This is a genomic window from Oscillospiraceae bacterium NTUH-002-81, from assembly GCA_032620915.1.
Taxonomy (GTDB): Bacteria; Bacillota; Clostridia; order Lachnospirales; family Lachnospiraceae; genus JAGTTR01.
In genome coordinates this window covers 1,391,409-1,408,085 of the sequence record CP136052.1, presented here as the reverse complement: position 1 = coordinate 1,408,085, position 16,677 = coordinate 1,391,409, and the positions used below count along the sequence as shown (strand labels likewise).

At 54.2% G+C, this 16,677-nt stretch carries 13 protein-coding genes, 1 pseudogene, 1 riboswitch and 1 other annotated feature; of the genes and pseudogenes, 1 reads left to right on the top strand and 13 read right to left on the bottom strand.

Features of this window, described 5'->3' with window-relative positions; genetic code table 11:
• Positions 1–135 precede the first annotated feature (135 nt).
• Complete coding sequence (locus tag RJD28_06690) at positions 136–1,464, top strand: DUF1576 domain-containing protein (GenBank protein ID WNV59164.1); 1,329 nt, start codon at positions 136–138, stop codon at positions 1,462–1,464.
• A 109-nt stretch (positions 1,465–1,573) separates the two neighbouring features.
• Here RJD28_06690 and trpA read toward each other — a convergent pair whose 3' ends face one another.
• The 13 genes and pseudogenes from trpA to RJD28_06625 form a co-directional block, all read right to left on the bottom strand.
• Positions 1,574–2,350: a tryptophan synthase subunit alpha gene (gene trpA, locus RJD28_06685; GenBank protein ID WNV59163.1), complete on the bottom strand. Its 777-nt coding sequence runs from the start codon at positions 2,348–2,350 to the stop codon at positions 1,574–1,576.
• Positions 2,343–3,527, bottom strand: coding sequence for a tryptophan synthase subunit beta (gene trpB, locus RJD28_06680; protein WNV59162.1), 1,185 nt, complete (start codon positions 3,525–3,527; stop codon positions 2,343–2,345). The genes trpA and trpB overlap by 8 nt, the downstream gene beginning before the upstream one ends.
• Positions 3,524–4,138: a phosphoribosylanthranilate isomerase gene (locus RJD28_06675; GenBank protein WNV59161.1), complete on the bottom strand. Its 615-nt coding sequence runs from the start codon at positions 4,136–4,138 to the stop codon at positions 3,524–3,526. The genes trpB and RJD28_06675 overlap by 4 nt, the downstream gene beginning before the upstream one ends.
• A pseudogene (gene trpC, locus RJD28_06670) lies at positions 4,135–4,934 on the bottom strand (indole-3-glycerol phosphate synthase TrpC). Before trpC ends, RJD28_06675 begins: the two are co-directional and overlap by 4 nt.
• Before the next feature lie 10 nt (positions 4,935–4,944).
• Entirely contained in the window at positions 4,945–5,958 is a 1,014-nt protein-coding gene (trpD, locus tag RJD28_06665) for an anthranilate phosphoribosyltransferase (GenBank protein ID WNV59160.1), read from the bottom strand.
• A 132-nt stretch (positions 5,959–6,090) separates the two neighbouring features.
• Complete coding sequence (locus RJD28_06660) at positions 6,091–6,660, bottom strand: aminodeoxychorismate/anthranilate synthase component II (GenBank protein WNV59159.1); 570 nt, start codon at positions 6,658–6,660, stop codon at positions 6,091–6,093.
• On the bottom strand, positions 6,657–8,117 hold the full coding sequence (locus RJD28_06655) for an anthranilate synthase component I family protein (protein WNV59158.1): 1,461 nt from the start codon (positions 8,115–8,117) through the stop codon (positions 6,657–6,659). Before RJD28_06655 ends, RJD28_06660 begins: the two co-directional genes overlap by 4 nt.
• Positions 8,118–8,372: 255 nt before the next feature.
• Positions 8,373–8,627 (bottom strand) — a binding site (T-box leader).
• A gap of 484 nt (positions 8,628–9,111) precedes the next feature.
• Entirely contained in the window at positions 9,112–9,666 is a 555-nt protein-coding gene (locus tag RJD28_06650) for an energy-coupled thiamine transporter ThiT (GenBank protein WNV59157.1), read from the bottom strand.
• A gap of 34 nt (positions 9,667–9,700) precedes the next feature.
• A riboswitch (TPP riboswitch) is annotated at positions 9,701–9,802 on the bottom strand.
• 123 nt (positions 9,803–9,925) lie between these two features.
• Positions 9,926–10,723 (bottom strand): Cof-type HAD-IIB family hydrolase, encoded by a 798-nt coding sequence (locus tag RJD28_06645; protein ID WNV59156.1) that lies wholly within the window; start codon positions 10,721–10,723, stop codon positions 9,926–9,928.
• 107 nt (positions 10,724–10,830) lie between these two features.
• Complete coding sequence (gene codY / locus RJD28_06640) at positions 10,831–11,610, bottom strand: GTP-sensing pleiotropic transcriptional regulator CodY (protein WNV59155.1); 780 nt, start codon at positions 11,608–11,610, stop codon at positions 10,831–10,833.
• 506 nt (positions 11,611–12,116) lie between these two features.
• A complete protein-coding gene (gene topA, locus RJD28_06635) occupies positions 12,117–14,201 on the bottom strand; it encodes a type I DNA topoisomerase (protein ID WNV59154.1) in 2,085 nt (694 codons plus the stop codon).
• A gap of 66 nt (positions 14,202–14,267) precedes the next feature.
• A complete protein-coding gene (gene dprA, locus RJD28_06630) occupies positions 14,268–15,365 on the bottom strand; it encodes a DNA-processing protein DprA (GenBank protein ID WNV59153.1) in 1,098 nt (365 codons plus the stop codon).
• 33 nt (positions 15,366–15,398) lie between these two features.
• Positions 15,399–16,673, bottom strand: coding sequence for a YifB family Mg chelatase-like AAA ATPase (locus RJD28_06625; protein ID WNV59152.1), 1,275 nt, complete (start codon positions 16,671–16,673; stop codon positions 15,399–15,401).
• Between the last annotated feature and the right edge of the window lie 4 nt (positions 16,674–16,677).

Here is a 16,677-nt window from a genome sequence, read left to right as displayed (position 1 = left end):
TTAATAATTTGTTTATAAACTTTGTAAAAGCCTTATTGAACTTATTTATCTCTTTCTAAAGTAAAAGGAAGTTGTGCGTCAAAAAGGGAGAATGTTATAATTATATCAATCTGACATCTTGAAGGAGGACACCCCATGGCTTCTTTAGACCGCCAGTCCCAGATTGCTTACCGCCTGATGTACATGATCTCAGCGGTGCTGATCACCGTCAGCTTCTTTCTCTCGACCGTGGAAGATCTAATCAACGGCATGCTTCGTATCACCTTTGCCAGCGACATTCTCATTACCGATTATATGGAGATCGCCGGTGTGGGCGCTGCTTTTTTCAACGCAGGCTGCGTGACGCTCATCACCCTGCTGCTCATGCGGCTGTGCAAGCTTCCCATGCATGGCAACGGCATTTCTACAGCCAGCCTGATGGCAGGCTTTTCCTTCTTTGGAAAAAATATCGTCAACATGTGGTTCATGCTGCCGGGCACCATTCTCTACGCCCGCATCCGAAAGGAGCCACTGTCCAAATACCTGACCTTCAGCCTCATGTCCACCTCTCTGGGGCCGCTGATCAGTTCCCTCCTGTTCGCCAACGGATTTTCCGGGAAAAGCTTTCTGCTTGCACTGCTCACCGGCACTGTCATCGGCTTTGTGGCGCCGCCCCTGTGTATCCATACAAACACGCTGCTCCACGGCCTGAACCTGTACAACGGAGGTTTCGCAGTCGGGCTGCTGGCCATGGTTCTCGGTTCCATTTTCAAATGCTTTGGCTACACCTTTGAGGCACAGATGTACTGGTACACCGGTCACAACATGGAGCTTGCCATCGGCCTGTACCTCATTGCGGCGGGAACGGTTCTCTACGGCCTGTATCACGACTCTGCGCATATCCTCCGCCGGTATCGGATGCTGCTGCGCCGCCCCGGTGTTCCCGGCCATGATTTTATCGAGCTGGACGGCATGGGTGCCGTGTGCATGAACATCGGCGTCAATCTGGCATTTTCCGTCACCCTCCTTCTCCTGGTGGGCGGAGACTTAAACGGCGCCACCATCGGCGCCCTGCTGACCATCGCCGGTTTCAGCGCCAAGGGAAAGCATGTGGGCAACATTGCGCCGGTGATGTTCGGCGTCCTGATCTCCGTGGCCGTCACAGGCCGTGCTTTAAGCCCGGCCTCCCAGCTGGCACTGCTGTTCTCCACCACCCTGGCGCCGGTGGCGGGCACCTACGGCATCGCCGCCGGACTGGCCGCCGGATTCCTGCACTCCTGCGTGGCACTGTACGCAGGCGCCGGATACTCGGGATTGAACCTGTACAACAACGGTTTCGCCGGAGGCATCGTCTCCATCGTGCTGTATGCGGTGCTGTCAGGATTTTTAAAGCCCAACACCTTCTGCGAGCCCTCCGTCATCCCGGAAGAAGAACCCGCCATTCCCGGGAACCTGTTCATCCACGAGGAGCAGGCCGGTAAATAATATTGATTGCTTTTGCTTCCGTTGATATGACAGGACGCCGTTTTCTAGCATACAAAACAGAGGCAGGCAGGATTTGTATTTCTCACATTTCCTGTCTGCCTCTGTTTCTTTATGCCTCGTTCACTGCCGCCTTCATCTCTTTTACATACTGGCGCACAGGCTCCACGCAGTCTTTTCCGTACTGCCCGATCATGCGCACGATGGCGCTTCCCACAATGGCTCCATCCGACACGGCAGCCATTTTCTTCGCCTGCTCCGGGGTGGAGATGCCAAAGCCCACCGCGCAGGGCACATCCGATGCTTCTCTTGCCAGCGCCACCATCTCGCCGATGTCGGTGGTGATCTCTTTTCGCACGCCGGTGACGCCCAGGGAGGACACCAGATAAAGGAAGCCCTTCGCCTTCCCTGCGATCATGCGGATGCGCTCATGGGAGGTGGGAGCCACCAGGGAGATCAGATCCACGCCATAGGTGTCGCACAGGCCGGACATCTCGTCCTTTTCCTCGTAGGGCAGATCCGGGATGATGATGCCGTCCATGCCCACTTCCACGCATTTCTGCAGAAACCGCTCCTTGCCGTAGGTGAACACCGGGTTCATGTACGTCATAAATACCACCGGAATGTCCAGCTTGGGCCGCACCTGGGAGAGTATGGCAAACAGCTTGTCGGTGGTGCAGCCTGCTGCCAGCGCCCGCTCGTCCGCCTCCTGGATGACAGGGCCCTCCGCCGTGGGATCGGAGAAGGGAATGCCCACCTCGATGAGATCTGCCCCGGCCTCTGCCACGGCCACCAGAAGCTCTGCGGTGGTATTAAGATCCGGATCTCCTGCGGTGATAAAAGGAATGAATGCTTTCTTATTTTCAAATGCCTCGTGAATTCTACTCATAGATCTGTACCCCCCGATATCTTGCGATGGCCGCCACGTCCTTGTCTCCGCGGCCGGAAATATTGACGACGATGATCTGATCCTTTCCCATGGTGGGCGCCAGCTTTTTCGCATAAGCCACCGCGTGGGCGCTCTCCACCGCCGGGATGATGCCCTCGGTGCGGGACAGGTACTCAAAGGCTTCCACCGCCTCCTCGTCGGTCACCGGCACATATTTCGCCCGGCCGGTGTCGGACAACATGGCGTGCTCCGGCCCGATGCCCGGGTAGTCCAGACCTGCGGAAATGGAGTACACCGGTGCGATCTGGCCGTACTCGTCCTGGCAGAAATAGGATTTCATGCCGTGGAAAATGCCCACGGTGCCGTTGGCGATGGTGGCTGCATTCTTGGGGTTATCCACGCCCAGACCGGCCGCCTCACAGCCGATAAGCTGTACGGATGTATCCGGGATAAATTCATAAAAAGCGCCCATGGCATTGCTGCCGCCGCCCACGCAGGCGATGACCGCATCGGGGAGCCGTCCCTCCTTTGCCTGTAACTGTTCCTTGATCTCCTTGCCGATGATCTTCTGGAAATCCCGGACGATGGTGGGGAACGGGTGGGGGCCCATGACGGAACCCAGCACATACAGGGTGTCGTCCATCCGGGAAGCCCATTCCCGCATGGTCTCATTGACTGCGTCCTTCAATGTCATCGTCCCGCTGGTCACCGCATGTACCTTGGCGCCCAGCAGCTCCATACGGAACACATTCAGCGCCTGCCGGTCGGTGTCCTCTTTTCCCATGAAGATCTCGCACTCCATGTCCATGAGGGCTGCTGCCGTGGCGGTGGCGACACCGTGCTGTCCGGCGCCGGTCTCGGCAATGACTCTCGTCTTGCCCATTTTCTTTGCCAGCAGCACCTGTCCCAGCACGTTGTTGATCTTGTGGGAACCGGTGTGGTTCAGATCCTCCCGTTTCAGGTAAATTTTCGCGCCGCCCAGATCCCTGGTCATCTTTTTCGCATAATATAAAAGGGACGGACGTCCGGCATAGTTTTCCAGCAGGTCTGTCAGCTCTGCCTGAAAGGCCGGGTCGTTTTTGTAATATTCATAGGCTTCTTCCACTTCCTGCACGGCGCTCATGAGCGTCTCGGGAATGTACTGCCCGCCATACTCTGCAAATCTTCCTTTTTTCATCCTTGTATCCTCACAATCTCTGTTAATCTTCTGATTTTTTCCGGATCCTTGTATCCGTCGGTCTCCGCGCCGCTGCTGATATCCACGCACCAGGGATGGCCTGCCGCAATGGCCGCCGCCACATTGTCCCCGTTTAACCCGCCTGCCAGGAAAAACGGCTTGGACAGTGCCGGAATCAGTCCCAGATTGAAGGTCTTTCCGCTGCCGCCGTAGGCATTCTTCACAAAGGTGTCCAGCAGCAGATAGTCGCAGGGCAGCTGCTCCGCCTCCAGGATCTGTTCCCTGGTCTGCACCCGCACAGCTTTGATGAGGGGCACGTCCACCAGCTGCCGTAGCCACTGTATATAGGCCCCGTCCTCATCCCCGTGGAGCTGCACCAGATCCAGCGTGCCGTCATTTACGATAGCGGCGATGTTTTCCGGCGCCTCGTTGACAAACACCCCCACACTGGCGATCCGGGGATCCAGCAGGGCTTTCAGCTGCCGGGCGGTCTCCCGGCTGATCCGCCGCTTTTCTCCCGCGAAAACAAATCCGATGTAATCCGGCAGCACGGCGTTCACCGCCGCCACATCCTCTGGCCGTTTCAGGCCGCAGATCTTGATCCTGGTCATAGGGTTTCCTCGCTTCCCCGCAAAACGGCAAGGGCTTTCTTCTTATCCGGCTGGCGCATGAGCGTCTCCCCGATGAGCACCGCATCCACATGGCCTTCCTCCAGCTGGCGGATGTCCTCCCGGGTCTTTATCCCGCTCTCTGCGATGAAAAGCACACCCTCCGGCACGAGGCTGCGCAGCCGCAGCCCGTTGTGGATGTCCACGGTGAAATCCTTCAGATTCCGGTTGTTGACGCCGATGATGTCCGCCCCGGCGTTTACCGCAGAGGAAACTTCCGCGGCATCATGGGCCTCCACAATGGCGTTGATGCCAAGGGATCGGCAGATGGCCAGATCCTCCCGGATCTCTTCGGTATCCAGCAGAGCACAGATGAGCAGCACCGCCTCCGCCCCCAGTACCTTCGCCTGGTAAATCTGGTAGGCATCCACCGTAAAATCTTTGCGCAATACCGGAATGCCCGCCTGGGCTGCGATCTCCTGCAGATAGGCGTCGCTGCCCAGAAACCGGGAGAGGGCTCCGTCAGCACGGAAATGGCCGCCGCCCCGGCTTCCTCATATTCCCGGGCAATGGACAGATAGGGAAAATCTGCCGCAATGAGCCCCTTGCTGGGGGACGCCTTCTTCACCTCACAGATAAAGCGCATCCCCGGCTGGGATAAGGATCTGTAAAACCGGAAGGGCTCTTTTTGCTCTGCTGCCAGCGCCTCTGCCATGGCGCGCATCTGCACCGTCGTGATATTTTTCTGATCCTCTGCCACACGTTTTCTGGCCGTGTCCGCCAGCTGCTGTAAAATCATATGCTGTCTCCTATACTTCCTTCGTTGCTGCCACAAACTGCTCCAGCTTGTCTCCGGCCTTGCCGCTGTCGATGATCTCGTTTGCCATCTTCACACACTCCGGGATGGAGCAGTCGTCAATGCCTAAGTACAGGCTCAGGGCGGAATTTAAGATGACCGCATCCCGCTTGGGCCCTTTCAGCTTGCCGGTAAGGATGTCTCTGGAAATCCGGGCGTTTTCCTCCGGCGTGCCGCCCACCAGATCCTGTAACGTGCAGCGACGCATCCCCAGCGCCTCCGGCGTCAGATCATAGGTGCGGAATTTTCCCTCCCGAATCTCGCACATATGGGTGGCACCGGTCATGGTCGCCTCGTCCAGGCCGTCAGAACCATTGACCACCAGGCCGCGCACAACACCTAAGTTGGACAGCACCTGCGCCATGGGCTCCACCAGATCCTCCCGGTACACACCCATGAGCTGCATGTTGGCTCTGGCCGGGTTGGTCAGCGGCCCCAAAATATTGAAGATCGTCCGGGCGCCCATCTCTTTTCTCACCGGACCCACATTTTTCATGGATGTATGGTACACCTGAGCGAACATGAAGCACATGTTGGCTTTCTTTAACACCTCTACGTTCTGCTCCGGCGTCAGATCCAGCCGGGCACCCAGACGCTCCAGCACATCTGCTGCGCCGCTCTTGCTGGAAACGCTGCGGTTGCCGTGCTTGGCCACCGGCACACCGCCTGCTGCCACTACAAATGCAGAGGTGGTGGAAATGTTGAACGTCCCTACCTCGTCACCGCCGGTACCGACGATCTCCATTACATCAAAGGGAACCTCCACCTTCAGGCCTTTTTCCCGCATTACCTCTGCACAGGCCGTGATCTCTGTCACCGTCTCCCCCTTCATCCGTAGGGCTGCCAGAAAAGCACCCATCTGGGCGTTGGTAGCTGTTCCGTCCATAATCTCTGCCATCACCGCACAGGCCATCTCATAGCTTAAATCTTTTTTATTCAACACTTCGTTCAACGCTTCCTGGATCATCTGTGTGTCCTCCTTTGTTGTATAAAAATTCGCATATCGTGTAGCTACGCTCCACTTTTATGCTCATGTCGCGGCGTGCCAGAAGGTCTTTCACCTGCTTTCGTGCAAGCACGAGCAGGCTCAGACTTTCTGTCACTGTAATAGCAAAAAGTTTCTCATCATTTTCTTTCCATCCGGGGTGAGGATGGATTCGGGGTGGAACTGCAATCCATACACAGGGAAATCTCTGTGTTTCACCGCCATGACCTCTCCGTAGGCATCCTCGCCGATGATGGTGAGGCAGTCCGGCATGGTGTCCCGCTGGGCCGCCAGGGAATGGTATCTGGCCACCGGTACTTCCTCCGGCAGCCCCCGAAAGATCAAGCTGTCCGTATTGATCTTAATGCAGCTCTGTTTGCCGTGCATGAGGCACCGGGCATGGCTGATGGTGGCGCCGTACACCTCGCAGATGGCCTGATGGCCCAGGCAGACGCCCAGGATCGGAATGTGATCTCCCAGGCAGCGCACCACATCCTCACAGATGCCCGCGTCCTTCGGGTATCCCGGCCCTGGGGATAAAATGATCCGCTCCGGGGAGAGCGCTTCCACCTCTTCCACCGTCAGGGCATCGTTTCGAACGACTTTTACATCCTGCCGCAGGCTTCCCGCCAGCTGCACCAGATTGTAGGAAAAGCTGTCATAATTATCAATGAGTAAAATCATTCTTCCACCTCCCCGGCATGTTCAATGGCATAGATCACAGCTGCTGCCTTGTTGGCCGACTCTTCGTATTCTTTTTCCGGCACGCTGTCCGCCACGATACCGCCGCCGGACTGGACATACACCGTTCCGTTCTTTTTCACCGCCATGCGGATGGCAATACACGTATCCAGATTGCCGGTGAAATCCACATAGCCCAGTGCCCCGCCGTAAATGCCTCTAGGACAGGACTCCAGCTCTTCAATGATCTGGCAGGCCCGGATCTTGGGCGCTCCGGAAAGGGTACCTGCCGGAAGCACGGCCTCTACTGCATCCAGCGCATCCGCATCCTCCCGGATATTGCTCTCCACCTGAGAACAGATATGCATAATCTTCGAATATTTATGGATCATCTGGTAACGGGTCACTTCCACCGAACCGTAGGTGGAAATCCTACCCAGATCGTTTCTGCCCAGATCCACCAACATGTTGTGCTCTGCCAGCTCTTTTTCATCTGCCAGCAGCTCCAGCTCCAGCTGTTCATCCTCGGCAACGGTCTTGCCCCGCGGTCGGGAACCGGCCACCGGGAAGGTGGTCAGCCGCCCGTTCTGCAGCCGCACCAGCGTCTCCGGCGAAGTGCTCATGATCTCCTCCCCGTCAATGTGCATGTACACCATGTAAGGGGACGGGTTGGTAGTGCGCAGCACCCGGTAAGCGTTCAGCAGGCTGCCCTCGTAGGGGCTGGTAAACTGTCTGGAAATGACTGCCTGGAAAATATCGCCCTCCCGGATGTATTCCTTCGTCTTCTCCACCACCCGGCAATATTCTTCCTTGGACGCACTGCATGTGAAATCCACCTGGCTGTCTGTGGTAAGCACCGGAAGCGGCGCATTGCTGCGGATGACCCCTGCCATGGCTTCCAGCTGTGCTGCCGCTTTTCCGTAATTTTCCAGCACCTTATCGGTCTTCATGTTCACCACCAGGCATATCTTCTGCCGCAGATGATCGTAGGCAATGACCCGGTCAAACAGCATCAGGTCGTAGTCATCGAAATCCCCGCCGGAAATGGAGAGCACCGGTTCCGCGTATCCGATCATGGAATAGGCAAAATATCCCACAAAGCCGCCGGTAAAGGGCGGCATCCCTTCGATCCGCGGGGAACGGTATTCCTTCAAAATTCCTCGCAGCACCTCCAGCGGCTTGCCCGTTTCCACGAAACGCTTTTTATGATTTTCTTCAATGGTCACCTTTTTGTCTTTGCATGTCACCCGCAAGATCGGATTGTATCCCAGAAAGGAATACCTGCCCCAGGTTTCTCCGCCCTCCACGCTTTCCAGCAGAAAATAGCGGCTGCTGATGGCTGACAGCCTGCGAAGCAGCGTCATCGTTGTCGTCACATCTGCGTAAATCTCTCTGCACACCGGCAAGATCGGGTATTCCTTTGCCAGCTTTTCAATCTGTCCTGTGTCCGGTCTGATCATATCATGCACCGATTCCTTTCTTTCATTTAAGTAACAGTTTCCGCCATTTGCACCGTTCAGCCGCGCCATTCGCAGAACCGCGTGTTCCACGCTCTTCGCTGCTTACACAGCTACTTTCTGCTCATGATCTGGCGCTCCGCTCATCGATGATGAGGACGGATCTCTGTGCAAGCACACATCCGTCCTCATCATCGATGGCTGAACTTTTTCATCAAAATAGTAAGAGCCCCTGCCCCACATTTTCCCGTTGGAAAAATATGGGACAGGAGCTCATGTATTCTCCTGCGGTACCACCCAAATTGATATACGTTGTATATCCACTCTTCTGACATACCATCATATGCCCTTCTCTGATAACGGACGAAGTCCCCGTCAGCGTCTACTCCCTTTTCACCGGTTTCAAGCTGCCCTCACAGGTCCATTCACTGAGTTCCCGCCTGCCGTATTTCCACCCACCTACGGCTCTCTGGTGACTTTCCGTCAGCTACTTCTCCTGCTCACTGGTTTGTTTGCTTTCATAATTTAATTGGATGAAGTTATTCTAATACGGTTTTTGAAAAAAGTCAATTCCCTTTTTTGTTATTTTCACAAAATAATAACCTATCTCTGCTCTTTTAATTTCCGCAGTATCGCCATAACATCCGGCTGCGTTGGAGTGAATTTTGTGCCACGCTTTAACATACCCAATACTTTTCTCGCTTTCCGTTCAATTTCTTTCGCTGTATGTTCACTTGTCAACATCAAATGATTTCCGGCCCGTTCTTTTCATCTATCATCCTCATTATGTAAAAAGTCCCCCGCCTTACGGCGAAGGACTATACTTTCGAGCCAACCATTTATATACCGCATATTGGTCAGCGGTAAACTTACAACCCGACCATTTATATACCACATATCGGTCAGTGGTAAACTTTCTCTGTATCTACATACTAACAAATACAAAAAGTAAAGTCAATAGAACACCTCATTAAAATTGTATGATATCCGCGTCAGATTATGCACCGACAGCCATCCGTTTCACACTGTCCAGACCTTTGCGCACAGCCGGGATGGCCAGCAGAATGAGGGTCAGGATCGCTTCCGGGAATATGTAGGACATGTTATACAGCGTGGATGCCCAGATGGCTGCAGCATTTCCGGCGAAATCTCCGGTGTAGGCGGTGTAGAAAATCAGGCCGGAGATCATGTGCATCACATATCTTCCCAGCACTCCCACGATATAGCCCTTCACCAGACCGTTCTTGGCATTGGAAAAAAGGCCGGACAATCCCAGAGCGCCGAATGCCAGCGGGTAGTCCAAAAGCACCTGGGCCGGGTGTACCACATAAGGGCCGGTGATGAACTGTAAAATACCATAGGCCACTGCCGCGGTCAGGCCGGTTTTCAGGCCATACCAGTAGCCAACCAGACAGATGCAGAGCATGGAAAACAGGGTGACAGAGCCGCCGTTGGGCAGGGACGGCAGTTTGATGACAACGGAGATCACCGTTGCCAGCGCGATGGCCGCTGCAGAAAAGACCAGTTTCTTCGTTGTGTTCGGTTTTGACATAAAAAAATCCTCCTTTGTCTACGCAAGGAAGGAGTGTCTGCTGCTTTCGCTTCCTTCCGCCGGTATTATCCGGGTCAAGTAATGAGGGTGTAGGCCTTGTGGCCTGTCTCAGCAATGCGCTCCCCTAGCGTTGTTTCTGTTGCTTTATTGTATTTTCGTGTCAATCTTACCGTATCAGCCACGGACTGTCAAGCACCGGAATGATCATTTTTCAAATCAGGCAGCAAACCGTCTGGAGATACGCAAGATCCGTTATATTTTAGATGAGCCCGAATTCATTCAACCCCATGTAGATGCCGTGATCCCGGATGCCTCTGGTAACATAGTCCGCCGCCTCTTTGGCCTTCCCGGAACCATTTCCCATGGCGATGCCGCAGCCTGCATACCGCAGCATGTCCACATCGTTGCCGCTGTCACCAAAGGCGTACACATCATTCCGCTCAATAGACAGGCGGCTGCACACCACGCCCATGCCGGTGGCTTTCGTGTGGCCCAGCGGAATGAGCTCCATCTGATGCGCGGAGAAGGGCAGGATGCAGTAATCCTCTGCCAGCCGCTCCAGTGCCTCCGGCTGCAGCGCAGGATCCTGACACTGGATACTGAATTTGTTCACATGAAGATCCCCTTCATGGTCTTCAATCTCCACCAGCCGGTCGGGAATGTATTTTTTCAGTGACCGGATATAAAGATCGGTGTCGCCGATCTCATAATCCTTTCTGTGGTAATACAGATAATCGCAGCCCTCCAGCACCGGGATGATGCGGTGCGCCTGCAGAAGATCCAGCAGTCCGCACAGCTTTTCCTGGGATATCTCCGCATTCAGGAGCAGCTCCTCCCCCAGCTTTACATAGGTGCCGCAGCCCGCCACGATGCCGTCAAATCCCATACCGAGAAGCTCCGGATCAAACACCGCTGCCATGCTCCTGCCTGTGCAGATAAACGCATAGTGTCCGTTTTCCTTTAGTCGGGCAATCCCCTCCTTCGTACTGTCACTGATTCCCGTTTCGTGGTCATACAGTGTTCCGTCAATGTCAAAAAATACCGCTTTTTTATTCATATTCTCCTCTTCGTCAGCCGCTGCCATAATAAAGAGTCAAAGCAACGGGTGTGCCTTGACTCTTCTCTATTGCATTCATGTTCAACCGTTTCACGCAGACAATGATCCTAGTGCTTTTTCTGCTTCTTGATATCTTCCAGCTCATCAAATACCACATCATTGATGACCTTGATATACGTTCCCTTCATACCGGAGGAACGGGATTCAATGACACCGGCACTCTCAAACTTGCGCAGGGCATTGACGATCACGGAACGGGTAATGCCCACCCGGTCTGCGATCTTGCTGGCCACAAGAATGCCCTCCTTGCCATCCAGCTCGTCAAAAATATGGATGATGGCTTCCAGCTCGGAGAAGGATAATGTGCTGATGGCAGATTTTACAATCTGGATCTTCCGGTTCTCCTCTGCATTCTCCTCATTCACAGAGCGCATCATCTCCAGGCCGACCACCGTCGTGCCATACTCACTCAGAATAATATCATCGATCTCATACTGTTCACCGCATTTGTACAGGAACAGCGTCCCCAGTCGCTCACCGGCAATATCAATGGGCGTAATGATGGCCTGGTACTTCTTCACCTCAGAGCCGAAGCCAAGCGTTTCCAGATTCACATTCTCTTTTGTGGAAAGCACACCAAGGAGCCGCTCATTCAAAAGCGGATCTATATAACCGCCCACTTTATCAGAAATAAGCTCTGTAATCTCTTCCACACCTTCACATTCACTGACACCGAGAATCTTGCCCTTCCGGCTGATCACCAGCACATTGGACAGCAAGATTTCTGTCAGAACCTCACAGATGTCGTTAAATACTACCTTACTGGAGTTATTGTTGTGCAGAAGCTTGTTGATCTTTCTCGTCTTGTCTAATAATTGTACACTCATTTCATCCCTGTCCTTTCGTACTGATATTTTTTTGTTACTGTTCACTCGCGCCATTCGCAAAACCGCATCTTCGATGCTCTCCGCTGCCTTGCAGCTCATTTTTGCTCATTACGGGGCGCTCCCTTCGTCTGTTCATGTATCCAGATTTTCATGCAAACATGAAATCTGTCCGCAAGAACATACGAGTGAACTGTAACAAATATTTCCGCTTCTGACTTTGCCCGTCTCTTCACTGCCTCAAATAAATCTATCAATTCGGAATTTTCGGATTTTTCATCCTTTATTAGAGTTTATCACGCAATTTCCGAATAAGCAAGTCCTATTTCACGTTTTATCAGACTATTCTACAACAGTTCAGCAATTCTTTGATGAAGAGCGCAGTATGCGCGGTTCTGCGAATGGCGCGGCTGAACTGTTGTGCTCATACGCATTCTTCTGAATGGCGCGGCTGAACTGCTGCGCTCATGCACATTCTTCCAAATGGCGCGAGATGAATTCTTTCTATACTAAGCTTCTTTTTCCTCTTCCTTGGCAGGACGCACATAACCGCAGCCCTCCCGGGAACATACCAGCTTGCTTCCCTTCTCCAGCAAAATGCTGCCGCATTGAGGACATTTTTCTTTGGAAGGCTTCTGCCAGGACATGAAATCACATTCCGGTGCAGCCTCACAGCCGTAATACCGGCGGCCTTTCTTCGTCTTGCGGATAACGATCTCCCTGCCGCACTTGGGACAGGGCACACCTGTTTTTTCCAGATAAGGCTTCGTATTGCGGCATTCCGGAAATCCCGGGCAGGCCAGAAACTTACCGTGAGGGCCATATTTTACCACCATATTTCTGCCGCACTGCTCACAGATCACATCGGTGACTTCGTCCTCGATCTTCACCTGCTCCAGCTCCTCCTTGGCCCGGTTTACAGATTCGGCCAGATCCGGATAGAAGTTCTTCACCACGGTTTTCCAGGGGATGATCCCGTCGCCGATGCTGTCCAGCAGCGACTCCATGGTGGCGGTGAAGTTCACATCCACAATGCTGGGGAATGCCTCCACCATGATGGAATTGACCACCTCGCCCAGCTCAGTGATGTACAGGTTCTTGCTTTCCTTAGCCACGTACCGTCTGGCAATAATCGTGGTGATGGTCGGTGAGTAGGTACTCGGCCGGCCAATGCCCAGCTCCTCCAGCGTCTTGACCAGAGATGCCTCTGTGTAGTGCGCCGGTGGCTGGGTGAAATGCTGTTTATAATCAAAATCCCTGAAAGTCAGCACGGAATCCTTATCAATGCTGCTGACCAGCGTATTGCTGTCCACTTTTACTTCATCCTCGGACATGTAAACGCTGCGGTAACCGTCAAATTTTACCCGGGATGCGGACACGGCAAAGCGATATCCACCGCCGTCGATCTTCACGGAGGTTGTCTCAAATACCGCAGCATTCATCCTGCTGGCTGTAAAACGCTTCCAGATGAGCTGATACAGACGGTACTGATCCCGGCTCAGGGAATCCTTGATCTGCTCAGGTGTCCGGCTGATATCCGTGGGACGGATGGCCTCATGGGCATCCTGGATCTTCTTGCCTTCCTTTCGCGTTGTCTCCTGCACGGCTGCATACTGTTCTCCGAAGCGCCCGGTGATGTATGCACGGGCTGCTGCCTGCGCCTCATCGGAAATGCGGACAGAATCGGTACGCAGGTAAGTGATGATACCGACCGTACCACTGCCCTTGATGTCTATGCCCTCATATAACTGCTGAGCCAGACGCATGGTTTTCTGGGTGGAAAAATTCAGTGCCTTGGAAGCCTCCTGCTGCAGGGTACTTGTGGTAAATGGCAACGGCGCTTTCTTTGTGCGCTCGCCCATCCGCACCTCAGATACCTGATAATCGGCGCCGTCCAGTGCTTTCAAAATCCGGTTCAGCTCCTCCTGGCTGTGGATATCCATCTTGCCCTCGGGGGTTCCGTAAAATTTCGCTGTCAACGGCTTTTTCTCGCCCTTCAGTGCAAACTGGGCATCCAGGCTCCAGTATTCCTCCGGGATAAAGCTGTTGATCTCTTCCTCCCGGTCTGCGATGATACGAAGAGCTACCGACTGCACCCGGCCGGCACTTAATCCCCTCTTTACTTTCTCCCACAGCAGCGGAGAGATCATGTAACCAACCATACGGTCAAGAATTCTTCTCGTCTGCTGCGCATCCACCAGATTCATATCAATTTCCCGCGGTGCCTTTAAGGATGCTTTCACCGCCGTCTTCGTAATTTCATTGAAGGTGATCCGGCATGCCTTCTTGTCCTCCAGCTTCAGCGCCTTGGACAGATGCCAGGAGATCGCCTCTCCCTCACGGTCCGGGTCAGTTGCCAGATACACTTTGTCTGCCTTCTTTACCAGCTTGCGCAGGTTGGCCAGAATGTCTCCCTTTCCGCGGATCGTGATATATTTGGGTTCGAAATCATGTTCCACATCGATACCCAGCTGACTCTTGGGCAGATCCCGCACATGGCCATTGGATGCGGCCACCTCGTAATTCGCCCCAAGAAATTTTTTTATTGTCTTAACCTTTGCCGGTGACTCCACAATCACCAGATACTTTGCCATATATGCCCCTCCATTGTCTTATCCACCCTCTCGTCCGGCCTTTTATCCCTGCAAATAACATCCCTCTTACAGGCGTTCCCGGACATAAAGCCCCCTGGAAATCTCCCGAATCACACCGCGAACCAGCAGATTCAATAGCAATTCCATGGTTTTTTCCGCAGAAAACGGCGATTCCGCCAAGATTTCTTCCAGGGTTTTCGGTTTCAAATCCACACAACTATACAACATGTTCTCTTCCTTTGCAAGCGAATTCTTATTTTTTTTACATTTATTCACGGTTTGTAAAGAATTTAAACCAAGCTCCGCAACAAATTCCTCCGGGCTTTCCGCCAGCCCTGCCCCCTGCCGAATGAGCCGGTTGCAGCCTGCGCTTAAAGCATCTCCCACCCGCCCGGGCAAGGCGTAGACATCCCTCCCCTGCTCCAGAGCCAGGTCTGCCGTGATAAGAGAACCACTCTTTTCCCGGGCTTCCACGACAAGCACCGCGTCGGACAGACCGCTGATGATCCGGTTCCGGGCAGGAAAATGCCAGGCTTCCGGCCGCACCCCCGGCGGATACTCCGACAGGACACAGCCATTTTCCCGCAGCTGCCAGTAGGTCTCTGCCGAAGAAGCCGGATAACAGATGTCTGTCCCGCACCCCAGCACCGCCGTACTGGTGCCGCCCACACGCAGAGCCGCCAGCTGCGCCGTGTTGTCAATGCCGCAGGCCATCCCGCTGATGATCTCCGCTCCGGCCAGGGCTGCTGCCTCCGCAAAAGAACCGGCCGCCGCCCGCCCATAAGAAGTACAGCCTCTGGCGCCTACAATGGCCACCGCTTTTTTCTCCGGATCAGGGAGCTTTCCATAGTAAAACAGGGCAAAAGGTGCACCGGAGAGGGGCTGCAGCTTCTGCGGATAATCCGCCGCGCCGATCCATGTGAAGCTTCCGCCCTGCCGAAAAAAATCCTCAAATTCCCGCTCCGGATCCACCTTTCCGCGCTGCAAAAAGGCCTCTTTTTCCCGGTCTGTCAGAAATCCCGGCTCATTTAGCACCTGTTTCTTCATATTATATATATTCTCAGCTGTTCCATACATGTCCAGCAATTTTTCTTTTGTTTTTCTGCGCACGGAAAAGCAACCGGCCAGCCAGTACATCCATGGCAGATCTCTTTCATTTTCCATCAGATACGCCTCCCATATGTGTTGTCCGTTTTTTTATCTGATCCAATATTTTTTGTCGATAGACCGGTAAAGGACAGACTCATCCAAATGCTTTTCCTGTATATCTGCACAGCCCTCCAGATCGGCCAGTGTCCGGGCGACCTTCAGAATCTTGTGGTACGACCGGGCGCTCAGATCCAGACGTCCGAACAGCTGCTCCATCCGCCGTTCCTGCTTTTTGCCGAGGGGGCAGAATTCCTCCATCCGCGCCGGCGGAATTCCCGCGTTGTATCGGATTCCGGTGCCCGCAAAACGTTCCCGCTGCCGCAGCACTGCACGGATCACCCGATCACGGATGCGCACAGAGCTCTCCTGCACGGTATGTGCGACTTTCACTTCTGCATAGCCGCCTCTGGGCATTTCCACACAGATATCCATGCGATCCAGCAAAGGCTGGCTGATGTGCTCCAGGTGCCGTCGGATCTCACCGGGACTGCAGGTGCATTTCCCCCTGTCCGGATAATAGCCACAGGGACATGGGTTCATGGCTGCCACCAGCATAAAATCTGCCGGGTAGACAAATGTGCCGCTGACCCGGGAAATCTGGATGCTGGCATCCTCCATAGGCTGCCGCAGGCATTCCAGCACCGGCCTGGGATATTCTGTCAGCTCATCCAGAAACAGAACCCCCAGATGAGCCAGGCTGATCTCTCCCGGCGTCGGAATACGCCCGCCACCGCACATCCCGTTCTCTGTCAGCGTATGGTGCGGTACCCGGAAGGGTCTTCTGGTAACCATGGGCTCCTCCTGGCTCAGAAGGCCTGTGACACTGTAGATTTTTGAAATCTCCATACTTTCTTCCAGTGTCAGCGGGGGAAAAATCGTCGGGATCCTGCGGGAAAGCATGGTCTTGCCGGAGCCCTGGGGACCCAGGATCAGCAGATTATGCATCCCTGCCACCGCCGCCTCTGCCGCCCGTCTCGCTGTTTTCTGTCCCTGCAGTTCTGCAAAATCCACCGGATAATCCGTAAGGGTTTTCAAAAATCTCTCATAATCTCCTTTCACCGGTCGCATCTGTTCCGGGTGGTTCAACAGTTCCACTGCTTCCATCAGGCTCTTTGTCCCCACGCAGGCAATGCCCTCCACCAGTTCCCCCTCCCGCACGTTTTCCATCGGTACCAGACAGCGGTCAAATCCCTGCTCCCGGGCAAACAAAACAGCCGGCAGGACACCGCGCACCGGATGTACACTGCCATCCAGCCCCAGTTCTCCCAGGATCAAAGTCTCCTTTAATGTCTGCTCCTTCACCAGTCCCAGGGCAGCCAGCACAGAG